The organism is Amycolatopsis rhabdoformis (assembly GCF_035918295.1).
In the GTDB taxonomy this organism is placed as follows: Bacteria; Actinomycetota; Actinomycetes; order Mycobacteriales; family Pseudonocardiaceae; genus Amycolatopsis; species Amycolatopsis rhabdoformis.
The window spans coordinates 543,361-567,405 of sequence record NZ_CP142149.1; the positions used below are offsets into that span (position 1 = coordinate 543,361).

The following is a 24,045-nucleotide window of genomic DNA, read 5'->3' on the forward strand; positions in this document are numbered from 1 at the left end:
CCTCTCAGACCGCGGGTTCGAGGGCCGGGGCGCTGCTGCGGCGCAACCGCAGCCAGCAGAACCAGCCGATCAGCAGGGCAGCGCCGACGAATTCGACGGGGAAGAGCAGCAGCCAGGGCGAACCCGAGCCGGTGAGGTCGTAGATCTCCGCTCGCGGCCAGGCGATGTTCACGATCATGACCACGCCGTAGGCGACCGCGGCGACGTTCACCGGGATCGCGAAGCGCCCCAACGAGAACAGCCCGGGCTCGGCGGGGAACCGGCCGCGCAGCCGGCGCAGCAACAGCGGACCGGTCACGAGTAGGTACGCGAGGTAGACCACGACCACCGAGGTGCCGGTGATCGTGCTGAACAGCGTGGGGTTGCCGACGTTCACGCCGAGCAGCCCGATCGCCAGCGCGCCGGAGACGACGGCGGGCCACAGCGGTGTGCCGGTGCGCGGGTTGACGCCGGAGAGGCGCGCGGAGAACGGCAGCGCGTTGTCGCGGGCCATCGCGTAGATCAGCCGGATCGTGCCGGTCTGGATGGTGAGGGTGCACACGACCACGGCGATCGCGACGTCGGCGAGGAAGATCCGGCCGAAGGTGTCGCCGAAGACGGCCGTGATCACGTACGGGAGGCCGTGGCCGGCGAGCTCGCCGTCCGTGAGGCTCGGCGCGGCCATCAGCGCGGTGAGCACCACGGCGAGGCCGCCGAGCCCGGACACCAGCACCGCGCGCAGCACGGCTCGCGGGGCGGTTCGGCGGGCGTCGCGCGTTTCTTCCGCGACGGAGGCGGCGGTGTCGAACCCGTACAGCACGTAGGCGGCCATCAGCGCCGAAGCGAGCACGCCGCCGAGCCCGGCCGCGGAGGCGCCGTCGCTCACCGCGACGCTGTGCACCACGACCTGCGGCCCGCGTACGGCGAACAGCGCCAGGCCGCCGATGAGCACGACGACGCCGATCAGCTCCGCGGCGACCCCGACGTCGTTGATCCGGGCCATCACCCGGACACCGGCGGCGTTGACCACCGTGGTGAAGACGATCAGCAGGGTGCCGAGCAGCACGGCGTTCGTGGCGCCGGTCGGCGAAGTCACCGACGGGTCGCCGCCGACGAGCTGGAAGCCGCTCCACACCGAGGGGAGCACGATCTGCAGCGCGATCGCTGCGGCGGCGAGCGCGACGACGCAGCCGAGCAGCATCATCCAGCCCGCGAGCCAGCCGCCGAAGCCGCGTGCGAGCTGCTTGGCCCACTGGTACACGGAGCCGGCGAGCGGGTAGCGCGCGGCCAGCTCGGCGAACACGAGCGCGACGAGCAGCTGCCCGGCGAGCACGAACGGCCACGACCAGAAGAACAGCGGGCCGCCGAAGGTGTAGCCGAAGCCGAAGAGCTGGAACACGGTGGTGAGGATCGAGACGAAGGAGAAGCCGGCCGCGAACGCGGAGAAGCCGCCCAAGCTGCGGCGAAGCTCTTGGCGATAGCCGAAGTGCGTGAGGTCGTCCGAGGGGACCGGGGGCGCGGGCATGGGGAGGCTCCCGTCTGCTGGCGGGGATTTCGATCGGATGACCGAAATTAAGCCGCCGGTGGGTCGGTGCCGTCTCGCGCGCGTAAGGCGACTGTTAACGCGTGTTTCCGGAGGGGGTTGTGGCGCGTAACACGACCGGGCGCCTGGCAGGATCGTGAGCGTGGACGGAAAGGCGACCGGGGTGGGGCGGCCCCGCGCGAGCGGGGCGGTGGCGAGCCGTCAGGACGCGCGTGAGGCCCTGCTCGACGCCGCGGGCGAGCTGTTCACCGGCGCGGGCTACGCGGCGACCACCACCCGCGCGATCGCCGAGCGCGCGGGCCTGCGCCAGGCGTCGCTCTACTACCACTTCCCGGCCAAGGAGGATGTGCTCGCCGAGCTGCTGGCGGCCACCGTCCGGCCCTCGCTCGCCGTGGCCACCGGCCTGGTGTCCTCGTCGGAGCCGCCCGCCGTGCGGCTCTGGGCGCTGGCCTACGCGGACGTGCGGCTGCTCGGCGGGGCCCGGCACAACATCGGCGCCCTGTACCTGCTGCCCGAGGTGTCGTCGCCGAACCTCGCGGGGTTCCGCGCGGAGCGGGCCGAGCTCAAGGCCCGCTACGGCACCCTCGTGGCCGCCGTCCGGCCGGACGCGCCGCGCACTCGCACGGACCTGGTGTTCGGCCTGGTGGAGAGCACCGCGATCACCCGCCGCGACGACCCTTCGCTCGACGTCGAGGCCCACGCCCGCGAAGCCGCCGACGCCGTGGTGCGCCTCGCCGGCGCCGGCGAACCGGACGACCCGCTCCGGACGGCGGCCCGCTCCCTGCTGACCTTGATCGATCGGACATAATGCGCATCGTGGACACGTGGTACTCGTGAAACTCTTCGGTTCGGTGCCCTACGACGAGGTCAGCGCCCTGCGCACCGCCCTCGCCCGCTCCGACGGCCGCGACGGCTCCCGTGACCTGCGGGAGCGCCTCGGCCTCGCCGTGCGCCTGGGCGAACTCGGCCACTGGCGTGACGCCGAGCCGGCGCTCCGCTCGCTGGTGCCGCCGATGACCCGCGAGTTCGGGCCCCGCAGCAAGGAGACCCTGGGCCTGTGGGTGTACCTCGCGCTGTCGTGGTCCGGCCAGGGCCGCCCCGACGAGGCCGTGCCCCTGCTCGCCGAAACCGAGGGCGTCTACGAGGACGTCTGGGGCGCCGAAGCCGCCACGATCTGGTGCCGCCGGATGCTCGTGGAGTGCCTCGGCGTGGCCCAGCGCGTGGACGAGCAAGTCGCCGCTTCGGCTTCCCTGGTCCGCTACTGCGCCGCTGAATTGGGCGACGCAGACCCCCTGACACGCGAAGTGCGCTTCGGCGACCTGATCGCGTTGTGCGACGCGGACCGGCAGGACGAGGCTTTGCGTGAGCTGGCCGAGAAGATCGTGCCGTTCTTGAAGAAGCCCTTCGACTTGGACTGGGCGGAGGCGGCGCGCCTGGAAATCGTCGCGGAACTGGGCGCTGCTGCGGCTTCGGTGCCTGCGTTGCGCGCACTCGCGGCCCGGCACCCTCGGCACGGCTTCTTCCGCCAATGCCTCGCGGACACCCTCGTGTTCGCGGACGACCACGCCTCCGCGGTCCCCGTGCTGACCGACCTGATCACCCAGTCCTGGGGCGGCTGGCGCCAGGTCCTGCGCAACCGCGGCACCCTGGCCCAGATCCACCCGGATCCGGAGGTGGCGGCGTTTCACGCGCGCGCGGTGCTTGATGCGGTGGCGTGGCCGGTGGGCCATCCGGAAGTGGTTGCGGCGCAGGAGGTTCTGAACCGCTGGGGCTGACCCACTCGCGGAGGGTGCCGCTGGTCGTGGCGGGTGCCGCGTAGCCGCGGCACGCTGCCGCAGATGCACGCGGATCCGGAAGTCGCGGCGTTTCGCGTGCCACGGCACCGACCGGTTCAGACACGTCCTTGCCGCTGCCTTGCTTCTCGGGCGCGAAGCAGAGGAGGCCGCTGCCTGATTGCGCTTGGTTCTCGCCGCTCGCCCGCCACTTTCTCCGGAGTCTCGGCCCACGCGGCTCACCGCCTGGCGCTCACACGGAGGTTGGCTGCCCACTGCCTCGGAAGGCGAAGCCCGCGCCCCGCCGCCGCCCGGCCGGCCCGCCCTCCTCGCCGCGCAAGCGACCCTCGCGCGCTGCCACCCGCGGCGGCGACCGCGGAGAAGCCCTCCGCGGCCCGGAACCAGTGATCGCCGGCGTGGCCACGGACCCGCCACTCGCGTACGTCGGAGGCGGCGGCGTGGCTCAGGGAGCTCTGACCTCGCGCTGGCCAAGCGCGGACTGGTCGCGCGGAAATCGGGAGGATCGTTGCCGCCATCGCGTGGGTGGACGCGGCGAGGGGTCTGACTCGCCCAGGTTGCCTGCCGCCGAGACCGGGGAACCGACTCTGGTCCTGCCGTCGCTCTGCGCGAACCGTGCCCGATTCGCCAGCGACGTGAATTTCAGGCAGCAGCCGTCGTGTGCAGAGCCTTGCTCAACGCCCCCACCGTCAGCTCCACCTGCCACGGCCGAGCCCCACCAGCGCGCAGCACCTCGGCCACCCCGTCCTCCGACAGATCCGCCGGCGGCCGCCAGCACGTCCGCCGCACGAGGTCCGGCAGCATCAGGTTCTCCACCGGCAACCGGCGGTCTTCCGCGATCGCCGCCAGAGCTGTGCGCGCGGCAGCCAGACGAGCAGCCGCGTCCGGGTCCTTGTCCGCCCAGCGGTTCACCGGGGGAGGGCCGTCGGAAGGCTGGGTCGGGCTGGGGAGCTCGCTTGCGGGCAGCGCCTTGGCCGCCTGCAGGTGCCGCAGCCAGCTGGCCGTGTACTTGCGCTGCACGCGGCCGCTGAACACCGGCAGGGCCTGCAGCTCCTCGACGGTTTTCGGATCCGAAGTCACCGCGTTGACGATGGCGCTGTCCGGCAGGATGCGGCTGGGCGCGCGGTCGCGTTTGCGGGCCAGTTCGTCGCGGGCCTGCCACAGCTCGCGCACGGCGGCGAGGCCGCGCGGGTTGCGGATCTTGTGCACGCCCGACGTGCGGCGCCACGGCTCGGCGCGCGGGGCGGGCGGGGGAGCGGTGCGGACGTTCTCGAACTCCTGGCGCGCCCACTCGAGCTTGCCCTGCGCCTCCAGCTCGACCTCGAGCTTGGCGCGCAGTTCGTTGAGGAGTTCGACGTCGAGGGCGGCGTAGTTGAGCCAGTCGACGGGCAGCGGCCGCTTCGACCAGTCGGCCGCGCTGTGGCCCTTCTCGAGCGTGAAGCCGAGCAGCAGCTCGACCAGCGTGCCCAGGGCCACGCGCTCGTAGCCCGCCAGCCGGCCGGCCAGCTCGGTGTCGAAGAGGGACTTCGGGTGCAGGTCCAGCTCGGCCAGGCACGGCAGGTCCTGGCTGGCGGCGTGGAGCACCCACTCGGTGTCGTTGAGGACTTCCCGCAGGGGGGCGAGGTCGTCGGCCAGTGCGATCGGGTCGATCAGCACCGTGCCGGAGCCTTCGCGGCGCAGCTGCACGAGGTAGGCCTTGGGCCAGTAGCGGTAGCCGGACGCCCGTTCGGTGTCCACGGCCACGGCGCCGGTTCCCGCGGCGAGCCGCGCGCACGCCTCGGCGAGCTCCGCCGCGTCGACCACCACGGGGGGTGTGCCTTCGGCGGGCTCGCGTAGCAGCACGGGCGATCCGGCGTCCTCGGTGGTGGTCTCTCCGGTCCGGGCGCCGTCCGCCTGTGCACTTCCCATAGCTGACGACCCTACGGGACGGGCGTACCGCGCCTGGTCCGCCCGCCCCGCAGGGCCTCTGTCTGCCTTCGTCAGCGGATCACACCGGCGCGCATTGCCAATGCGACCATCTGTGCCCGGTCGCCCGTGCCGAGCTTGCGCCCGATGCGGGAAAGGTGCGACTTCACGGTGAGAGCGGAGAGGGAAAGCTCCTCCCCGATCTCCTTGTTCGACTGCCCGTCGGCGACGAGCTGGAGCACCTCCACCTCGCGGGCGGAGAGCTCACGCGGGGTGTTGTCGGTGCCCGCCACCCGCGTGCCGGTCGCCAGGACCGGAGCCACGCTGGGATCGGCGTACACGCCGCCTTCCAGGACCCTGCGCACGCCGTCGGTGACAACCACCGGCGACGCGGACTTCAGCAGGTATGCCTGGGCACCGGCCTGGAACGCCGACCGAACCGCGTACGGGTCGTCGGACGATGCGAGCACCACCACGCGCGGCCATCCGTGGCTACGGAGTTCCGTAACCAACTCGATGCCGCTGCCGTCCGGCAGTCCGAGATCGAGGATCGCCAGATCGCACGGGCCGGTGGCCTGTGCTCGCGCCCTCGCCTCGGCCACCGTGGCGGCTTCGTGGACCGTGCCCGCACCCATTTGTGCGAGTCGTGCTGCGATTGCCTCCCTCAACAGCGGGTGGTCATCGACCACCAACACGGAAAAGAGCTCTTCCCGCGGGTGCGGAACCATGCTCGCCGGCAAAGCACCGGCTGGCGTGGATCGAACGGCCTGAGATAAGCCGACGGTAGCCACGTCACTACCTCCCTGGAGTCGGTCGTGCCCCCCGACCGGCACCGGGACCTTCGGCCGTTCAGCCGCGCCAGCTTTAGACCGAAAGTGGTGTCGTCGAAGGCACTGTAGCCGCCCCAGGGCCGTTACGGGGGGATCGAATGGGTATCTATCTGAAACGACTCGTCACTCAGGGCGTTCGCGTTCACACGATTGGGCTAGTGCTGCGTCCGTTGTTAACGGAACCGCTCGCGGAGGCGATGCAACAGGGTTACCGAACCCGAAACGCCCGTGCAGGTGGGCCGTGCACCTGCGGGTGCTTCCGCCCGGACGTCCTGTGAGCAGTCCACCAGACGTCAGAAATGCGGCTCTTCCGGGGCAAGATCAACTTTATTCACGTTTGCACAGAGGGTGTTCGGGGGCGTCCGGGTGGGGTCGTGGCGATCTTGAGCGGGCGCCTCGGGGGTCGTGAAGGTCATTACGGGCGTGACCAGGGCATGACTGCCCGTGATCATGGGGTCTTCACGAACGTGGGCGTCTGTGCGTGCTAGCGCGTGCGGTCCCAGGTGGACGGACGTGAACGGCTCTCAGAATCGCGTTCGGTCCGCCGCCGGTGTGCGAGGTTGTCCAGACCACGCCGGGCCGTCCTGGCCGCATTGAGGGCGCGCGAAGGGCCCGGACGGGCGGCCCGTCCGGGTGAACTTCGGTGGATCAGGAGCTCTGGCGCTGTTCGAACAGCGTGACGCCGACCGGCGGCAGCCCCACGACGCTCGCCATCACCTGGCAGAACGCGTAACCGTGGGCCCGCAGGGCGGCGTCGGTGGGTGTCCAGGACGCCCGCAGCTCGAGGTCGTCGGTGCGCGAGGGCCCGGAGATGTCGCCGAAGCGCGCCGAGGAGGTCTCGGTGACCGTGCCGCCGAGCGCCGTCCACGTGGCACCGGACGCTTCGAGCGCGTCGGTGAGCCAGGACCAGCCCACGGCCGGCAGGAACGGATCGGTGGCCAGCTCGCGGTCGAGCTCGGCCCGCACGTACATGACCAGGCGCAGCACGCCGTCCCAGCCTTCTTGGCCGTCCGGGTCGTGCAGCAGGACCAGCCGGCCGGACGCCAGCACGTCGGCCGGGCCCTCGACCTCGCAGCTCACGGCGAACGACCACGGTGCCAGCCGCTGCGGCGCCCGCATGGTCTCCAGCTGGACCTCGGGACGCGGCCGCACGGACTTCAGCGCCGCGACGGCTTCGCGGAACAGCTCGGGCACTGGCGTCATCGCGGTCACCCAACGACTGTAGGGCGGCGACGCCCCGTTGCGAACGCAGGCGCGCCGAGGGACGACCCGACCGGCCCAGTGGTCCACCGGCCGCCGGTCGCGGACGGGAAACCCCGATCATCCGGCGGGTGTGTCGCGAGTTCGGCGACGGGCCTGGTGAGGCCGTCGCGCCGTGACCGGATCCCCACGCGCGGTCCCGGCGACCTCCCGCCGGATCCGGGCGGGGGCGACCGGACCCGGCGTCGGCACCGCCCCGCCCGGGGCCCCGCGCGAGGCGTGGGACGATGGACTTCGTGCCCGAGCTTTCGTCTGTCACCGAGTCCGCCGCGCCCGCAACCACCGCAGCCGCCCCCGCGCGGCGCGAGCTGCCCGACGCGCCCCTCCTGGCCGCGGCGCGCGGCGAGAAGCCGGTGCACCCGCCGGTGTGGTTCATGCGGCAGGCCGGCCGGTCGCTGCCGGAGTACCGGAAGCTGCGCGAGGGCGTCGCGATGCTCGACGCGTGTTTCGACCCCGAGATGCTGGCCGAGATCACGCTGCAGCCGGTGCGCCGCCACGGCGTCGACGCGGCGATCCTGTTCAGCGACATCGTGGTGCCGCTGAAGGCGGCCGGCCTCGACATCGACATCGTTCCCGGCACCGGGCCCGTGGTGGCCGAGCCGGTGCGCGACGCGAAAGCCGTCAAGGCGCTGCCGCTGCTGGAGCCCGAGCAGGTCGCGCGCGTGGCCGAAGGCGTGGGCCTGCTGGTCGAGCGCCTGGGCGACACACCGCTGATCGGTTTCGCCGGAGCGCCGTTCACGCTGGCCAGCTACCTCATCGAGGGCGGGCCGAGCCGCAACCACGAGCACACCAAGGCCCTCATGCACGCCGAACCCGAGCTGTGGCACGAGCTCGCGGGCCGGCTGGCCGACATCGCCCTCACCTTCCTGCGCGCGCAGCTCGACGCCGGCGCCGACGCGATCCAGCTGTTCGACTCGTGGGCGGGCGCGCTGTCCGAGCGCGACTACCTCGAGTTCGTGCAGCCCCACTCGGCGAAGGTGCTGGCGGGCGTCGCCGGCTACGGCGTGCCGCGGATCCACTTCGGCGTCGGCACCGGTGAGCTGCTGGTGGCGATGCGCGACGCCGGCGCGGACGTGGTCGGGGTCGACTGGCGCGTGCCGCTCGACGAGGCCGTGCGCCGGCTCGGCGGCAAGGCCGTGGTGCAGGGCAACCTCGACCCGGCGCTGCTCTACGCGGGCTGGCCCGTGCTCGAGGCCGAGGTCCGCCGGATCGTCGACGAGGGCCGCGCGGCCGAGGGCCACATCTTCAACCTGGGCCACGGGGTGCTGCCGAGCGTCGAGCCCGAGGTGCTCACGCGCGTGGTCGAGCTGGTGCATTCGCTGTGAAGCACGTCGCCGTCGTCGGCGGCGGCATCTCGGGCCTGACCACGGCGTATCGGCTGCGGACGCTGCTCGGCGACGCGGTGGAGATCACCGTGTTCGAAGCGGCCCCGGCGACCGGCGGCAAACTGCGCACGGCCGAGGTCGGCGGCGTGGCCTACGACGTCGGCGCCGAGGCGTTCCTCGCGCGCCGGCCCGAGGTCACGGCGCTGGTCGCCGAGGTCGGGCTGGGTGAGCACCTGGTGCACCCCACGAAGGCGCGCGCCAAGATCCACGCCGGCGGCACCGTGACCGGCCTGCCGCCGGGCACGGTGATGGGCGTGCCGGCTTCGGCCGACGTGGTGGCCGGCGTGCTGTCGGAAGACGGCCGCCGCGCCGTGGAGAAGGAACACTCGCTCGGCCCCGTCGAGCTCACCGACGCCGACCTGGCGCTCGGCCCGCTGCTGCGCGCCCGGTTCGGCGACGAGCTGGTCGACCGGCTCGTCGACCCGCTGCTCGGCGGCGTGTACGCGGGCGGCGCCGACGGCCTCGGCCTGCGCGCCACCATGCCCGGCCTGGCCAAGGCCGTGGCCGAGGGCGCCGGCTCGCTCACCGAGGCGGCCGCGTCCCTGCTCCCGAAGACCCCCGGCACCGCACCGGTATTCGGCACGCTGACCGGCGGCCTGACCACGCTGCTGGACCGGCTGCGCGAGCTGTCCCGCGCGACCGTGCGGGCCTCGGCCACCGTCCGCGCCCTCACCCGCACCGCGGCGGGCTGGCGGCTCGACGTCGGCGCCGCCGCACCGGCCCACGCGCCCGAGGACACGCCGGTCGAGGTCGACGCGGTCGTGCTCGCCGTGCCCGCGCCCGCCGCGCGCCGGCTGCTCGCCGACGTCGCCCCGGCCGCGTCGGCGGCGTACGGCGAGGTCGAGCTGGCGTCCATGGCCGTGGTCGCGCTGGCGCTGCCGCCGGGCACCGAACTTCCCGATGCGTCCGGCATCCTCATCGGCGCGGGCGAGCGCGACGAGCACGGTGTGCCGTACGCGTCGAAGGCCTTCACCTTCTCCGCCAACAAGTGGGCCCACTACGGCGCCGCCGGCCCGGTGCTCGTGCGCGGGTCCGTGGGCCGCTTCGGCGAGCGCGGCGCGCTGACCGGCGACGACGATGCGCTGGTGCACGCGGTGCGCGACGACCTCGCGCGCCTCACCGGCGTCACCGCGCAACCGCTCGACACGCTGGTCACGCGCTGGGGCGGCGGGCTGCCGCAGTACGGCTCCGGGCACCTGGAGCGTGTGACGCGGATCGAAGCCGCCGTCGCCGAGCTGCCGGGCTTGGCCGTGGCGGGCGCGACGCTGCACGGCGTGGGGCTGCCGGCCTGCGTCGCCACCGCGGACGCCGCGGCGAAGCGGATCGCGGCGAGCTTCACGGTGTGACGTGGGGCCGGGTGTGACGTGAGGCCAGCCGCTTGGCGTCCGCGAGCCGAGCGGTGGGAGGATGCAGGTATGGCGCGGCTGAACTACAACGAGCTCAACGACAGCATCCGGTACACCGCCTGGTCGGTCTTCCGGGTCGAGGCCGGGCGCCTCGGCGAAGGTCGCGGCACGGCGGGCCAGGAGACGGCCGAGTTCCTCGACGGGCTCGCCGACAAGGGCGTGGTCGTGCGCGGGGTCTACGACCTGTCCGTGTTGCGCGCCGACGCCGACTACATGGTGTGGTGGCACGCCGAGGAGATCGAGCAGGTCCAGGCCGCTTACAACGGCTTCCGGCGCACGCCGCTGGGCCGCGCGTCGACCCCGGTGTGGAGCCAGGTCGCGCTGCACCGCCCGGCGGAGTTCAACAAGAGCCACATCCCGGCGTTCCTCGCCGGTGAAGAGGCTCGCAAGTACATCTGCGTGTACCCGTTCGTGCGGTCCTACGAGTGGTACCTGCTGCCGGACGACGAGCGGCGCAAGATGCTCGCCGACCACGGCAAGGAAGCCCGCGACTACCCGGACGTGCGCGCCAACACCGTGGCGTCGTTCGCGCTGGGCGATTACGAGTGGATCCTCGCGTTCGAGGCCGACGAGCTGCACCGCATCGTCGACCTCATGCGCCACCTGCGCAACACCGAGGCCCGCCGCCACGTGCGCGAGGAGATCCCGTTCTACACCGGCACGCGCGTGGCGCCCGCCGAGCTCGTCGCGGCACTGCCGTAACCGCCGTGCAGGACGTGCTGGCCGGGGTGTGGCACACGCTCACCGGCGAACCCCTCCCGGCCGTGTCCCTGAACGGTGCGGAATCCGTGCTGCCCGGCACTTTCCGGGTCGAGGCCGCCGCGACGGCCGGTGTCGCGGCCGCCACGCTGGCGGCCGCCGAGCTGCTGCGGCTGCGCGGCATCGACCCCGGCACGGTGTCGGCCGACGCGCGCCACGCCGCCGCGAGCGTGCTCAGCGAACGGCTCCTGCGCGTGGACGGCGCGCCGGCGCCGGACGTGTGGGGCCCGCTCTCGGGCGACTACCGGGCCTGCGACGGCTGGGTCCGCCTGCACGCCAACTACCGGCGCCACGAGGCCGCCGTGTGCTGGTCGCTCGGCGTGCCCGCGAAGCTCGACGCCGTGACGAAGACCGTGGCCGCCAAGACGGCCGCCGAGGTCGAGTCGGCCGTGGTCACCGCCGGCGGCGCGGCCGCGGTGATGCGCTCGCGCGAAGAGTGGCTCGCGCACCCGCAGGGCCAGGCCGTGGCCGGCCTGCCGATCGCCGAGATCCGCCAGGTCGGCGAGGCGCCGAAGAACACGCTCTTCGACTCCGACCGGCCGCTGGGCGGCGTGCGGGTGCTGGAGCTCACGCACGTGCTGGCCGGCCCCGTCGCCGGGCGCGTGCTCGCGGCCCACGGCGCCAACGTGTTGCACGTCGGCGCCGCGCACCTGCCGCGCATCCCCGCGCTCACCATGGACACCGGCCAGGGCAAGCGTTCGGCCTTCGTCGCGCTCGACACCGAAGGCGGCCGCGCGAAGCTGAAGAAGCTCATCGCGCGCGCCGACGTGGTGCTGCAGTCCTTCCGCCCCGGCGCGCTCGCTCGAATCGGATTCGGTCCGGAGGACATGGCCGAGCTGCGGCCGGGTCTCGTCACGGCCGATCTTTCGGCCTACGGCTGGGCGGGCCCGTGGGCGCGGCGCCGCGGCTTCGACAGCCTGGTGCAGATGGCGTCGGGCATCGCCGAGGAAGGCGCTCGTATGACCGGCGCCGACCATCCGGTGCCGCTGCCCGCGCAGGCGCTCGACCACACCACGGGCTGGCTCGCCGCCGCCGCGATCATGACGGCCGTGCGCCGCTCGGTCGTCGAAGGCGGCAGCTGGAACGTACGCCTGTCGCTCGCCGGCACGGGCCGGTGGCTGGATTCACTGGGGCGCAAGGAACCTGTCGCGTCCACTGCGGACTTCGACGATCTGCTCGAGGACGTCGACAGCGGCTTCGGCAAGCTCACGCGGGTGCGGATGGCGGGCGGGTTGCCGGGCGCGCCGCCGCGGTGGGATCACGCGTCGCACCTGCCTGGGTCGGACAGTGCGGTGTGGCATCCGGTCGGCACACCGGACCCGGCGACGGTACCGACCGGCGCCTGACCGGGTGAGGCGCCGGGTAAGGCGTCGGTCGAGTCCGGTCAGCGCGTGAACCAGCGCCGGCGTTTCGGTGCGTGCGGGAGGTCGCCCCGAGCGGCGAGCCAGGCGGCGAACGCGTCGGCGTAGTCCCGGGCGCGGATCGCGTCCGTTTTCGGGTGCTCGGCGGCATAAGCGGCGAACAGCGCGCCGAACCGCTCGCCGAGGGTTTCCGCGAGGTCCGGGCGCAGGTGTGCCACGAGCCGGCGGCGTTTGGTCAGCAGTACGTCGGCTTCGAGGCGCAGGCGGTCGGGGGCGAAGCCCGGCGGGGGCGGCGCGCCGGTGAGCAGCGCGTGGAGCAGGGCCGCCTGCCGGGCGGCGAGGGCTTCGCGGCTCACGCCGTCACCGTCGCGCGCAGGGTGGCGAGCTCGGCGGCCAGCTCGGAGTCGGTGGGGTAGTCGTCGTCGCGTTCGAGCAGCACGCCCGGTGGGTCGGTGCGGCGGCGCAGCTCGGCGAGCAGGTCGAGCACCTCGGGAACGATCGGGTGCGCGTGCGTGTCGTGGTACACGCCGTCGCGCTCGACGCCGCCGGCCATGTGCACGTAGGCGAGGCGCTCCCAGGGGATGCCGTCGAGGAACGCCACCGGGTCGGTGCCGACATTGCGGGCGTTGGCGTACAGGTTCGCCACGTCGACGATCAGCAGGCAGCCGGTGCGCTCGGTCAGCTCGGTGAGGAAGTGCTCTTCCGACAACGTGTTCTCCGGCCACTGCAGCAGCGCCGCGATGTTCTCCAGTGCCAAGGGGACATCCACAATGGACTGTGCGAGGCGGACGTTGGCCACGAGCACGTCGAGCGCCTCGCGCGTGCGGGGCAGCGGCATGAGGTGCCCGGAGTCGAGGCCGCCCGCGCGGACGAAGCACACGTGGTCGCTCACCAGCGGTGCGTCCAGTGCTCGCGCCAGCTCGGCGAGGTGCTCCACGCGGTTCGTGTCCAACGGTTCGGCGCCGCCGAGCGAGAGCGAAACGGCGTGCGGCAGCACCGGCATCCCGCGCTCCCGCAACGCGAGCAGGCTCGCCGGCAGGTGCGGCGCGTGCAGGTTCTCGGCCACGACCTCGACCCAGTCGACGCCGGGCAGTCGGGCGATCGAGAGGTCCAGCTCGGTCCGCCAGCCGAGGCCCACCCCCAGCCGCTCAGCCACCGCAGCCTCCTCCGCCACCGCACGAAGAACCGCACGAAGACCCGCTGCTGCAGGAAGAACCACTGCTGCACGAACTGCTGCAGGACGAGGACACGCTGCACGAAGACCCGCTCGACGACGAGCCGCTGCCCCAGAACCCTCCGCCGCCGCTCGATCCGCCGCCGCCGGCGAACGGCTGGAACGGTGGCACCAGCGCCGCACTCAGCTCGTGGTCCGGGTACATCGCGAGCCCGCCGAGCGCCACGGCCCCGGCCGCCCCGGCGAGCGCCACCCCGAGCAGCGCCGCGTCCTGCGTGCGGCTCGCGACCCGGGCGCGCGTGAGGACCCCTTGGCCCGCCGCGGAAACCCGCACCTTCTTCCGGCCGCGCAGCACACCCGCGACGATCGTGAGCACGATCGAAGCCAGGAGCAGCAGCACGAGGAAGCCGACCGGCCGATCGCGGACCGCGCCCGTGAGGAACCGCGCGAGCCCGACGGCCAGCAGCGCCAGGTACGCCAGGAAGATCGCGCGGCGGAAGGGCCGCAGCTCTTCGCCGTCGGTCACCAGCCCTTGGCGCCGCAGGCCGGACAGGAGGTCGCTCATCGCCTTCGACCGCGCGGCCTTGGCCCGCAGGCTGCGCGTGGTGCCGCCGGCCGCGCTCTTGGCGCCGTCGAACACCGAACGCTCGATCTTGGTCCACGGCCGCTTCCCGACGGCCGTCACGAGTCCCTCGCTGTTCACCCTCAGCTGGCCGCGGTCCACCAACTGCGCGATCGCGGTGTCGGCCACCCGCTCGGGCCCGCCGGCGAGGTAGGCCAGGTGATAGACGTCCGGCAGCTCACCGACGTGCTCGACCGTGCGCGTGCGGGCGAGCCGCGGCCACGCCACCTGCACCACGAGCACCACGGCCAGCGCGATTCCGTACCACTGCAGGAACTGCGGCCCCGGAATCCCCCAGGAATCGTCCACGGCTTGCCTCCTCACCCCTCGGTCGCGCGACCCTACCGAGCCGGTTCGCCGGCGGGGTCGGCACAACTGACGCCGATGCCGGCGCTGCGGTTCCGTCAAACGCAGTTCGGTCAGCAGCTGCCGGATCCGCCGCCGCACCCCGAACCGCCACCGCCGCAGCCCGATCCACCGCCACAGCTCGAGCCGCCACTGCAGCCCGAACCACCGCCGCCCCAGAAACCGCCCGTGGGCGAGCCGATGAAGACCCAGCCAGCGCGGCGACCGGCACCGGGGTATCCGTCGACCAGCGTCCGGGGTCTCTTGCCGCGGCTGAAGACGAGCCGCATCGCGCGGTCGGGGTGGTGGGCCAGCCCGCCGATCGTGACGGCACCCGCGGCTCCGGTCACGAGGCTGCGGTCGTTCCACGCCACCCGCACGGCTTCGTCCCCGGCGGCGGTGCGTTGCGCCGCGCGCGACGAACGCGCGAGTGCGACCACCCCGAGAACCGCGACCACGACCACCGCCGCGGCCACGAACCAGCTCCCGGAAACCGCCCCCAGCCCCACCCCGGCGACCACGAGCACGGCTTGCGCCGCGGCCACCCACGACCACGTCCGGCGCTGCCGTGCGGTGTCGACGACGAGTCCCCGCGCCACGAGGTCGTCGGCGAGCTCGGTCATGGCGTCGGCCGTGCGGAGCCGGCGGATGACGTCGTCGAAGGTCGGTGCCGGGACGCCGACGAGGTCGACCGCGGCCAGGCCCAGCGCGTCCACGGGCAGCAGGGGAGTGCGGTACAGGCGGCCGGTGCTGTCGAGGCGCAGCTGCTCGCGTTCGATCAGCGCCGTGACCACGGTTTCGCCGGCGCGGCGCGGGCCGCCGGTGAGCAACGCGATCTGCGCGAGCGAACCCAGCCGGGTGGCACCGCGGAAGCCGACGCGGATCCGGCGTTCGCGGTGCAGCCCGGCGAGGAACACGAGTGCGCCGAGCAGCGTCCCGGCGATGGTGGCGATGAGTGTCATGGCGCCTCCCCGGTGCGTCGTGCTGGGTGCACGCGGGAAGGGCCGCCGTGGTTGCCCGGAAAGAAAAGAGACGCCCTCCCGCAACGGGAGGGCGCCGGGAGGAGCCTTACTCGGCCTCGGCCGGGACGAGCTTCAGCGAGATCGAGTTGATGCAGTAGCGCTGGTCGGTGGGGGTGTCGTAGCCCTCGCCCTCGAAGACGTGGCCGAGGTGGCTGTGGCAGGACGCGCAGAGCACCTCGATGCGGCGCATGCCGAGCGTGCGGTCTTCGCGCAGCAGCACGGCGTCGGACTCGGCGGGGTCGAAGAACGACGGCCAGCCGCAGTGGCTTTCGAACTTCGTGTCGCTGCGGAAGAGCTCGGCGCCGCAGGCCCGGCACTCGTAGGCGCCGGTGGTCTTCGTGTCGGTGTACTCACCGACGAACGGCCGCTCGGTGCCGGCTTCGCGCAGCACCGCGTACTCCTCGGGGCTGAGCTGCGCACGCCATTCCTGCTCGGACCTGACCACTCGCGGTGTGGTGCCGACCACGGGTTTCATACCTTTCACCTGATCCACGTTACCCCGCCAGGAAAGCGATCGCGTGGGTCACGATCTGCCATGCGGTCACGATCACGCCGAGCACGATCAGCGCCGCGATGAGCGCCGAAACCCAGTAGCGCAGACCGCCCGCGCGGCTGCTGGAATCGGCGAAGTCGGAGACCTGGTCGAGGCACGCTTCGACGGTGAACGTCGGGCCCGTGCGCTCCATCCGGTCGAGGTGCGCGGCGAACGCGCGCGCCTCCGGGTCGTACGGATCCAGCCCGACGAGATCCTCGTGGAACCGAGGATTCCAGCCCGGCTGTACAGCTCCGCTCTCGGCCATGCCTCCACGGTAGGCCATCACCCCTGCTCACCACACTCCCCGCGCGGCGAGTCTCACCGGTTCGACGCGGGGCGTCGCTCCTGGTGACGAGGGGTGTACGGGCGAGATCGGCAGCGGCACTTCGCGCCGGCGGGCATTCCGCTCGAGGGCTCGTCTTCGAAACAAAGGGCACGGGATGACCGGATGCCCTTTCCCCCGGCCCCATTGTCCGAAACAGATTTCCGGGGTCCGAAACCGCCGGGTACCGTCCTGCCGGCTCCCGGACGGCCGCCGCGGCGCCCGGCGTTCCGCTGGCCACGGCACGGGGCGGCGGGCCGGCCGGACCGCCGAGGCCGGTCGTCGGCGCCGAGGCGAAGAGACCACGCCGAATGCCCGCTTTGTGCAGTAAACGCCGTTTTCGCAAGTGGTCCGATTGATCACGCAGCGGGCGGAATTCCAGGGTGGTGAAGACGGCGGGACGCGATTACTGGGTGGCGTCCTGCTGGCTCTTCGTGTTGGCGTCGATGAGGATCTGGCCGCCGGAGCTGACCACCCGCACGTTGCGGGCCTCGCTGTGGTCGGGGAAGACCACGGTGACCGAGATGGTCACCGAGCCGTCGGCGTTGTACGAGCCGCGGGCCTGCTTGCTGCTCACGGACTTGTACTGCGACCAGTACTGCGCGAACGCCTGCTGGCTGCCGTAGACCTGCTGCGCGGCCGGGGTGAGCATGCCCCACGCCGAGGCCAGCCCCTCGGGGAAGCTGTAGAAGTCGATCACCCGCTGGCCGGCGGGGGTGTAGTCGAGCTTGCCCTCGTTCGGGGTCTCGCCCAGCCCGGCCACGGGCGGCGCCGCCGACGGGTTGCTGCTGGGTTTGCCGGGCGCACCGGTCGAGTTCGTCTGCTGCGGCTGGTCCGCGGTGGTCGAGCCTCCGGTGCCGCTGGTGCCGTTGCTCAGCACCAGGAACACCACGACCGCGATCACGACCACAGCGGCCGCTCCGCCGGCGAGCAGCGCGAACTTCTTCTTGTTGTCGCCCGGCGGTGGCGTGCTGCCGCCCGCGTTGCGGTAGTTCGGCGCGGCCGCCGAGGGCGCGGCCGGGCGGGGCTGCTGCTGCGTGGGCCGCGGCGGCTGAGCGGCGGGCTGCGGACGCGGCGGCGTGTTCGGCGGCGCGGCGGGCGAGCGCATCGGCATGAACGCGGCGGTCGGCGTGCGCGGCGGGTTCGACGGGGCCTTCTGCGCGGGGATCGGCGCGGCGGCACCGGGCTTCGGGCCGTCCACGCGCTGCCACGGCGGGCGCGCGTTCGGGTGTTCGAGCTTCGTGGTGGGGCCCGAGAGCAGCTCGAGTCCGGCCGGCTCGCCGGACGCGAGTTTCGCGAGACCTTCCCGGGCTTCGGCCATGCTCGGGCGGTCGCCGGGTTCGCTGCGCAGCAGGCTCATCAGCAGCGCGGTGGCCGGGCCGGCCTGGGTCGGCGGGTTGATCTGGCCGTTGGCGGCCGCGTAGAGCAGCGCGAGCTGGTTGGTGGTGTTGCCGTAGGGCGTCTGGCCTTCGATCGCCTGGTACAGCGTGGCGCCGAGGGCGAACACGTCGGAGCTCGGCACGGGGTCGGCGCCGCGGGCCAGTTCGGGCGCGAGGTACGCCGGGGTGCCGCCGATGAGGCCGGTCTGCGTGAGCGTCATGTCGCCGGCGGCGCGCGAGATGCCGAAGTCGGTGATCTTCGCGGTGCCGGTCTCGTCGATGAGGATGTTGCCGGGCTTCACGTCGCGGTGCACGATCCCGGAGCGGTGCGCGGCCACGAGCGCGGCGGCCACCTGCTCGCCGATGCGCGCGACCTGGCCCACGGGCAGAGTGCCCTGCTCGGCCAGCACGGCCGAGAGGCTCGGGCCGTCGAGGAACTCCATCACGAGGCAGGGGTCGCCGCCGTGCTCGGCGATGTCGAACACGACGATCGCGTTGGGGTGCTGGAACCGCGCGGCGTTCTTGGCCTCGCGCATGGCGCGCTGGCGCATGTTGTCGCGCTCGGCTTCGGAGACGCCCGGCTGCGGGAGGATCTGCTTGATCGCCACCGACCGTTCGAGGCGCACGTCGACGGCGCGCCACACCACACCCATGGCACCGCTACCAATGTGCTCGACGAGGCGGTAGTGCCCCGCGATCAGCTGACCGGTGTCGATGGCGACCGCTCCTGACGAAATCCCGGTGATCGTGGCCTTACTCAGCGCGGATAGCCCTCGCGCACCCGAACGAGTGTAGCGGTCGGGTGGATGTTGTCGCCGTCAGCCAGCCGGTGTCGACGCGGCGGGCTCTTCCGCCTCCACGGCCGGAGCGCGCTTCTTCAGCACCCTGACCAGGCCGACGGCACCGGCGGCGGCGAAAACGGCGTAACAAGCCAAGAGGACGGGCGGCGTGTCGCCCGTGAGCGCGTCGGCGAACACCACCACGGCGACCGTGCCCGGCACGCTGCCCAGCAGCGTGCCGACCAGGTAGGGCACCGGTTTCACGGTCGACACGCCGCACAGGTAGCTCAGCGGCGCGAACGGGACCACGGGGATCAGCCGCAGCGAGGTGATCGCCAGCACACCGCCGCCGGAGAGCCGTTCGTTCACCACCCGCACCGGGGCGCGGTGCAGGTGGCGCAGCACGAGATCTCGGCCCAGCAGCCGCGCGAGCGCGAACGACAGGCCAGCGGCGATCGTGGTCGCCACCAGCCCGATCGCGATCCCCGCGACGCTGCCGACGAGCAGGCCCGCCGCGAGGTTGAACACCGTGCGCGGGATCGGCGCCACGGTGAGCAACGAGTACGCGACCAGCAGCACCAGCGGCGTCGCGGGACCGGTCGCCTCGGCCCAGCGGCGCAGGTCGGCCGGGCCGGGGATCGGCAGGAACACCGCTGCCGCCGCGAGGAGGGCGAGCACGGTGAGCGCGAGGATCAGCTTGGTTCTGCCGGACACGGCGTCAACGGTAGGGCACGCCGGGCTCGGATCGGCAGGCGCTCGGCGTGGATCCGGCTACGGTGGGCCCATGCCCAAGAACGGCGATCCGGTCGAGTACCAGGTGGGGGAGCGCACCGTACGGGTCACGAGCCCGGACAAGGTGTACTTCCCGGAGCGCGGCATCACGAAGCGGCAGGTCGTGGAGCACTACCTCGCCGTGGGCGAGCCGCTGCTGCGCGCGATCGGCGAGCGGCCCACCACCCTCAAGCGCTACGTCGACGGCGTGGCGGGCGAATGGTTCTACGCCAAGCGCGTGCCCAAGGGCGCGCCCGACTGGGTGGAGACCGCGCGGATCACGTTCCCATCCGGGCGCACCGCCGACGAGGTCTGCCCGACCGAGCCCGCCGTGTTCGCGTGGGCGGCGAACCTCGGCACGTTCGACTTCCACCCGTGGCCCGTCCGGCGGTCCGATGTGGACCATCCGGACGAGTTGCGGATCGACGTCGACCCGCCGGACTCGGCCGGTTTCGACGACGCCGTCGCGGTGGCGCGGGTGGTCCGCGAGGTGCTGGCCGACGCCGGCCTCACGGGCTACCCCAAGACGTCCGGCGGCCGCGGGGTGCACGTGCTCGTGCGGATCCGGCCGGAGTGGGACTTCATCGCCGTGCGCCACGCGGTGATCGCGCTCGGGCGCGAGGTGGAGCGCCGGATCCCGGGCCAGGCCACGGTGTCCTGGTGGAAGGAGGAACGCGGCGGCCGCGTGTTCCTCGACTACAACCAGGCGGCGCGCGACCGCACGGTCGCCTCTTCGTGGTCCGTGCGCGGCACGCAGCGCGCCACCGTGTCGACCCCGCTCACCTGGACCCTGCTCGACGACGTGCACCCGGACGACTTCGACGTGCTCACCGTGCCGGCGTTCCTGGCCGAACACGGCGATCTCCACGCGCCGATGGACGAAACGGCGTTCGGCCTCGAAACCCTCCTCGAGTGGTACGACCGCGACGACCGCGACCTGGGCGGCGCCGAACTGCCCTATCCGCCGGACTACCCGAAGATGCCGGGCGAACCCAAGCGCGTGCAGCCGAGCAAGGCCCGGCCCGACACGGAGTGATCAAGCGGTCGCCGCGGGTGCTCACCGTCCGTGATCAACTTCGGCAGACGCGAAGAATTCCCACCTTTACGGCTGGGTAACGTTCGCGCAGGTCAGACCGCGACCGGAGTAGCGTCCGGCGCGCCGGGGTACCCGTCGTGGTGGATCCGGCGCGTAACGCCCCGGCGCCGCGCGGCGACTCTCGCGCCGGAGGAGCTGGGCGCGGCCCTGGCCTGGACCACTGCGGCCCCGGCTCTGCTCGAGGAGGGAGGCGCTTCGTGGACGACCTGATCGCGTTCCTCGCCGCGCGGGTGGGTCAGCGGCAGGCGCTGATCATGCAGGCGGTGCAAAAGGCGAAAACCGACGAGCCTCTCAACCGCGGCGAAACGAAGATCGCGGTCGAACAACGCGTCCGCGCCCTCGGCGACCTCGAGCTCGACGTGGTCAACCAGATGATCAACGAGGTCGAGGTCATGCGCCGCATCATGCTGGCGCACCGCACCACCGTGTCCGAAAAGGTCCCCGGCTTCCCGTTGTACGGCAGCGAGTATTGGTGCGAGACCTGCCATGTCCCCGCAGATGAGGCGGGGTCGAACTGGTGCGTGACGTTGCGGTTGCTGGCGTTGCCGTATGCGGATCATCCGGAGTACAGCGAGCGGTGGCGGCCGTAGGGGTTCGGCGCCCCGGATGCGAGGTCGCGGTGAGCCGGCCGCCTGTGCGGTGGTCACGGCGGCGGTCCTCGGTTCGCGGCGCGGCTGTGGACGACGCGGAGTGCAGCGAGCGCCGACGGCGGTAGTTCGTCCGGCTTTGTGGTTCGGCGCACTGGGTGCGGGGTCGCGGTGAGCCGGCCGCCTGTGCGGTGGTCACGGCGGCGGTCCTCGGTCCGCGGCGTGGCCGCGGACCACCGGGTAGTGCAGTGATCGCTGGCGGCGGTAATTCTTCGGGTTTCGTGTTTTGCGCGGCGTGCACTGGGCGCGGGGTCGTGGGCGAGCTGTCAGGTGGTGCGGAGATCGCGGCGGCGGCCCTAGGTCCGCGGCGTGGCCGCGGACCGCCTGGAGTGCAGCGAGCGCTGGCGGCGGTAGTTCTTCGGGCTTCGTGGTTCGGCGCCCCGGGCGCGCGGAGCCGCGGTGAGCCGGCCGCCTGTGCGGTGATCACGGCTGGGGGCCTCGGATCGCGGCGCGGCCGCAGAATCCGCTGGGGTTGTCCGCGAATCGGACAACTGCGGGTGCCGGCGGTCCATAGTGCCGGCAGTGCTGGGCTGCTGGCTCGTCGAAGATCACAGTTGTGGGCCTGGTCCGTGGCGTGTCGTGGGGAATCCGTGGTGTCGTGGCCGTGTTGATTCCGAAGTGACGTTCCGGATCTCCGTGCTCGACCGTTCGCCCGCGCGGCGAGGTCGTGGCAGTGCGCAGGCGCTGCGGGACACCGTCGGGTTCGCGCGGGACATCGAGGCGCTCGGGTATCACCGGTTCTGGGTGTCGGAGCACCACAGCGTGCCCGGGGTGGCCGGTTCGGCGCCGACGGTGCTGGCGGCGGCGGTCGCGGCGGTGACGTCGCGGATCCGGGTCGGGACGGGTGGCGTGATGCTGCCGAACCATCGGCCGCTGGTGGTGGCGGAGCAGTTCGGTGTGCTGGAGGCGCTGAACCCGGGCCGGATCGACCTGGGGCTGGGCCGGTCGGCGGGCTTCACCGACGGCGTGCGGCAGGCGCTCGGGCAGGGCCGGGAAGCGGCTGACGACTTCGGTGCCCAGGTGCGCGAGCTGCTCGCGTTCTTCCGGGGCGACCAGACGGCCTACCCCGGCGTGCACGCCATCCCGGCCGAAGGGCTGAGCCTGCCCACCTTCCTGCTGGCTACCGGCGCGGGCGCGGATCTCGCCGCGGAGCTCGGGCTGCCGCTGGTGATCGCGCCGGCGCGTGGTGAGCAGGCGATGGTCCAGGCCATTCGGCGCTACCGCGACCGGTTCGCCGGACCCGAGCCGTATGTCGTCGTGTCGACTTCTGTGGCCGTGGCGGAGACGAGTGAGCAGGCGCGCCGGTTGCTGGTGCCTGAGGCCTGGTCCACGGTGTACTCGCGCAGCCACGGCGTGTTCCCGCCGCTCTCGCCCGTCGACGAGATCCTGGCGCTGCCGAAAACGGACCGCGAGCGCACGCGCCTCGACGAGATCGTCGCGAGCCAGATCGGCGGCACCCCCGCCGAGGTCACCGACCGGCTCGGCGCGCTGGTCGAGGCGACCGGCGCCGACGAGATCCTGGTCAGCACGAGCACGTACGACCAGGCGGCCCGCGTGGAATCGTTCGCCGCCCTCGCCGAGCTGGCCGGCCTGGCGATCGCCGCCTGAAATACCGCTTCCCGCCGCCACGGTGCGCTGCTAACTTGACCGGATGACTGCCGGGTCGGCCTCGAGCCGTGAGCAGACGGGGTACCCGGCCTTGCCGTGACCTCCCGGCGGGCCCGCGGCCCGCCCCACCTCCCGACGCACCTGTTCCCAGGAACGCGAAGGGAGGTGAATTCCTTGTCCACAACGGATTCCGCGTGGCGCGGCTGGCTGTCCGAACACGGCACCGGCAGCGTCGTCGACGGCGTCGTGGTGCAGCAGCTGCCATTCGGCGCCTTCGTCGAGGTGGCGCCCGGCATCCACGGCCTGCTGGTCACCGGCGGCGGTGCCGCCCCGGCGGTCGGTGCCCGCCTGACGGTGCGCGTCGAGCAGATCGACGTCGAGCAGCGGCGGTTCAGCCTGGCCGCGGCGTGATCGGGCGAGGGCCGGGGCAGTGCGCTGTCCCGGCCCTGCTTGCGGCCAGGCCCGAGCCCTGCAATCGCCCAGCCCAGCCCAGCCCAGCCCAGCCCAGCCCAGCCCAGCCCAGCCCAGCCCAGCCCAGCCCAGCCCAGCCCAGCCCAGCCCAGCCCAGCCCAGCCCATATCCTGTCCCGGCTCTGCGCTCGCCCGGACTTGCCCTGTTCCGGCCCTGCCTCGCCCGGACCTGCGCTGCCCCGGACCTCAGCCGACGGCGTCGGCGTCGGCGATGAACCGTGCGATCTCACCCGGAGCCCGGCCCTCGGTGTCGATCACCGTGGCCGATTCTTCGAGCCACGGCAACGCTTTCTCATCCGCGTCGAGGTGCTCGAGACGCCACTCGCGGATGCTCGGCTCGTCGCCGTCGATGCGCCGGCTCAGCTCGTCCCCGCCCGAGTGCCGCACGAAGTGCCGCACCTCGACGCCGCGCTCCGCCAGCCCGGTCCGATCACCCCAGCGCCACCGCAGTGAACCCCTCCGGCCCGGGCAGCCGACCCGTAGCGGACAGCAGCGCCTCGCGGTCGTCGGCCGCGGGCAGCGGCCCGCCGGCCACGCCTTCCACGATCTTGCGCACCGCGGCCAGGGTTTCGGCGGGCGGACCGTCCACTCCGGACAGGTGCAGCGTGAGGTCCAGGTGGTGCAGCGTGGCTTCGACCACGTAGATGGTGAGGAAGTCGGCTACCGTGACCACCTCGTCGCGCGTCTCCACGCGGGCGGCGGGATCCGCGGCGGCCGCGGCTTTCCCGGCGGCCACGGCGAGGTCGTCGAAGTGGTGGCGGAGCGCGGCCGGCCCCGAGTAGGCGTTGGCGCCGCGGCGGATGAAGGCCGATTCGGCTTCCGTGCCGTCGCCGGGGGTGCCCGGTTCCCAGTACGTGACGGCGTCGCGCGTCGCGGCTTCGTCGGTGGTGGAGACGAGCGTGATGAGGATGTCCTGCGCGCCGATGATCAAGTGGAACACGAGGTCCTGCACGAGCCAGCCGGCGCAGCCGGAGGGCTCGACCCACTGCGGGGCCTCGAGCGAACGGACGGCTTCCTGCAGGGCGCCCCAGGCTCGGGGGAAAAGCTCCATACGGCA

At 72.7% G+C, this 24,045-nt stretch carries 24 protein-coding genes; 10 read left to right on the forward strand and 14 right to left on the reverse strand.

Features of this window, described 5'->3' with window-relative positions; translation table 11 throughout:
* Positions 1-4: 4 nt before the first annotated feature.
* Positions 5-1,504, reverse strand: coding sequence for an amino acid permease (locus VSH64_RS02530; RefSeq protein WP_326833821.1), 1,500 nt, complete (start codon positions 1,502-1,504; stop codon positions 5-7).
* Positions 1,505-1,664: 160 nt separating this feature from the next.
* Between VSH64_RS02530 and VSH64_RS02535 the strand changes: the two genes are divergently transcribed.
* On the forward strand, positions 1,665-2,330 hold the full coding sequence (locus VSH64_RS02535) for a TetR/AcrR family transcriptional regulator (RefSeq protein WP_326833822.1): 666 nt from the start codon (positions 1,665-1,667) through the stop codon (positions 2,328-2,330).
* Positions 2,331-2,346: 16 nt separating this feature from the next.
* Entirely contained in the window at positions 2,347-3,297 is a 951-nt protein-coding gene (locus tag VSH64_RS02540) for a hypothetical protein (RefSeq protein ID WP_326833823.1), read from the forward strand.
* Between the two features lie 657 nt (positions 3,298-3,954).
* Here VSH64_RS02540 and VSH64_RS02545 read toward each other — a convergent pair.
* The 3 genes from VSH64_RS02545 to VSH64_RS02555 all read right to left on the reverse strand — a co-directional run bounded on the left by VSH64_RS02545 (position 3,955) and on the right by VSH64_RS02555 (position 7,259).
* Positions 3,955-5,220, reverse strand: a complete 1,266-nt coding sequence (locus VSH64_RS02545; protein WP_326833824.1) for a ribonuclease D — start codon at positions 5,218-5,220, stop codon at positions 3,955-3,957.
* A 71-nt stretch (positions 5,221-5,291) separates the two neighbouring features.
* On the reverse strand, positions 5,292-6,008 hold the full coding sequence (locus tag VSH64_RS02550; RefSeq protein WP_033291604.1) for a response regulator transcription factor: 717 nt from the start codon (positions 6,006-6,008) through the stop codon (positions 5,292-5,294).
* 687 nt (positions 6,009-6,695) lie between these two features.
* Entirely contained in the window at positions 6,696-7,259 is a 564-nt protein-coding gene (locus tag VSH64_RS02555) for a DUF3000 domain-containing protein (protein WP_326833825.1), read from the reverse strand.
* Positions 7,260-7,534: 275 nt separating this feature from the next.
* Between VSH64_RS02555 and hemE the strand changes: the two genes are divergently transcribed.
* The 4 genes from hemE (at position 7,535) to VSH64_RS02575 (ending at position 12,203) form a co-directional block, all read left to right on the forward strand.
* Positions 7,535-8,632, forward strand: a complete 1,098-nt coding sequence (gene hemE / locus VSH64_RS02560) for a uroporphyrinogen decarboxylase (protein WP_326833826.1) — start codon at positions 7,535-7,537, stop codon at positions 8,630-8,632.
* Positions 8,629-10,038 (forward strand): protoporphyrinogen oxidase, encoded by a 1,410-nt coding sequence (gene hemG / locus VSH64_RS02565; RefSeq protein WP_326833827.1) that lies wholly within the window; start codon positions 8,629-8,631, stop codon positions 10,036-10,038. Before hemE ends, hemG begins: the two co-directional genes overlap by 4 nt.
* Before the next feature lie 69 nt (positions 10,039-10,107).
* Positions 10,108-10,800 carry a hydrogen peroxide-dependent heme synthase gene (gene hemQ, locus VSH64_RS02570; RefSeq protein WP_326833828.1) on the forward strand — a complete coding sequence of 231 codons (693 nt, stop codon included), beginning with the start codon at positions 10,108-10,110 and terminating at the stop codon, positions 10,798-10,800.
* A gap of 5 nt (positions 10,801-10,805) precedes the next feature.
* On the forward strand, positions 10,806-12,203 hold the full coding sequence (locus tag VSH64_RS02575) for a CoA transferase (protein WP_326833829.1): 1,398 nt from the start codon (positions 10,806-10,808) through the stop codon (positions 12,201-12,203).
* Positions 12,204-12,241: 38 nt separating this feature from the next.
* Here VSH64_RS02575 and VSH64_RS02580 read toward each other — a convergent pair whose 3' ends face one another.
* The 8 genes from VSH64_RS02580 to VSH64_RS02615 all read right to left on the reverse strand — a co-directional run bounded on the left by VSH64_RS02580 (position 12,242) and on the right by VSH64_RS02615 (position 19,110).
* A complete protein-coding gene (locus VSH64_RS02580; protein ID WP_326833830.1) occupies positions 12,242-12,574 on the reverse strand; it encodes a hypothetical protein in 333 nt (110 codons plus the stop codon).
* Positions 12,571-13,374: a DUF692 domain-containing protein gene (locus VSH64_RS02585; protein ID WP_326833831.1), complete on the reverse strand. Its 804-nt coding sequence runs from the start codon at positions 13,372-13,374 to the stop codon at positions 12,571-12,573. The genes VSH64_RS02580 and VSH64_RS02585 overlap by 4 nt, the downstream gene beginning before the upstream one ends.
* The gene (locus VSH64_RS02590; RefSeq protein WP_326833832.1) at positions 13,367-14,323 is read right to left on the reverse strand and encodes a TIGR04222 domain-containing membrane protein; all 957 of its coding nucleotides are present in this window, start codon (positions 14,321-14,323) and stop codon (positions 13,367-13,369) included. The genes VSH64_RS02585 and VSH64_RS02590 overlap by 8 nt, the downstream gene beginning before the upstream one ends.
* Positions 14,324-14,433: 110 nt before the next feature.
* Positions 14,434-15,321, reverse strand: a complete 888-nt coding sequence (locus VSH64_RS02595; RefSeq protein WP_326833833.1) for a TIGR04222 domain-containing membrane protein — start codon at positions 15,319-15,321, stop codon at positions 14,434-14,436.
* Between the two features lie 106 nt (positions 15,322-15,427).
* Entirely contained in the window at positions 15,428-15,856 is a 429-nt protein-coding gene (msrB, locus tag VSH64_RS02600; protein WP_326833834.1) for a peptide-methionine (R)-S-oxide reductase MsrB, read from the reverse strand.
* Positions 15,857-15,875: 19 nt separating this feature from the next.
* Positions 15,876-16,181, reverse strand: coding sequence for a hypothetical protein (locus VSH64_RS02605; RefSeq protein ID WP_220238380.1), 306 nt, complete (start codon positions 16,179-16,181; stop codon positions 15,876-15,878).
* Between the two features lie 463 nt (positions 16,182-16,644).
* Positions 16,645-18,318, reverse strand: coding sequence for a serine/threonine-protein kinase (locus VSH64_RS02610; RefSeq protein ID WP_326837884.1), 1,674 nt, complete (start codon positions 18,316-18,318; stop codon positions 16,645-16,647).
* Between the two features lie 117 nt (positions 18,319-18,435).
* Positions 18,436-19,110 (reverse strand): TVP38/TMEM64 family protein, encoded by a 675-nt coding sequence (locus VSH64_RS02615; protein ID WP_326833835.1) that lies wholly within the window; start codon positions 19,108-19,110, stop codon positions 18,436-18,438.
* Between the two features lie 70 nt (positions 19,111-19,180).
* Between VSH64_RS02615 and VSH64_RS02620 the strand changes: the two genes are divergently transcribed.
* The 4 genes from VSH64_RS02620 (at position 19,181) to VSH64_RS02635 (ending at position 22,929) form a co-directional block, all read left to right on the forward strand.
* A complete protein-coding gene (locus tag VSH64_RS02620) occupies positions 19,181-20,203 on the forward strand; it encodes a DNA polymerase domain-containing protein (protein ID WP_326833836.1) in 1,023 nt (340 codons plus the stop codon).
* Between the two features lie 257 nt (positions 20,204-20,460).
* Positions 20,461-20,853 carry a DUF6221 family protein gene (locus VSH64_RS02625; protein WP_326833837.1) on the forward strand — a complete coding sequence of 131 codons (393 nt, stop codon included), beginning with the start codon at positions 20,461-20,463 and terminating at the stop codon, positions 20,851-20,853.
* 675 nt (positions 20,854-21,528) lie between these two features.
* Entirely contained in the window at positions 21,529-22,518 is a 990-nt protein-coding gene (locus tag VSH64_RS02630) for an MsnO8 family LLM class oxidoreductase (protein ID WP_326833838.1), read from the forward strand.
* A 165-nt stretch (positions 22,519-22,683) separates the two neighbouring features.
* A complete protein-coding gene (locus tag VSH64_RS02635) occupies positions 22,684-22,929 on the forward strand; it encodes a S1 RNA-binding domain-containing protein (RefSeq protein WP_326833839.1) in 246 nt (81 codons plus the stop codon).
* A gap of 245 nt (positions 22,930-23,174) precedes the next feature.
* Here the strand turns inward: VSH64_RS02635 and VSH64_RS02640 are convergent, their stop codons facing one another.
* Positions 23,175-23,375 carry a hypothetical protein gene (locus VSH64_RS02640; RefSeq protein ID WP_326833840.1) on the reverse strand — a complete coding sequence of 67 codons (201 nt, stop codon included), beginning with the start codon at positions 23,373-23,375 and terminating at the stop codon, positions 23,175-23,177.
* Positions 23,376-23,418: 43 nt separating this feature from the next.
* Positions 23,419-24,039, reverse strand: a complete 621-nt coding sequence (locus tag VSH64_RS02645; RefSeq protein ID WP_326833841.1) for a maleylpyruvate isomerase N-terminal domain-containing protein — start codon at positions 24,037-24,039, stop codon at positions 23,419-23,421.
* Positions 24,040-24,045: the final 6 nt, after the last annotated feature.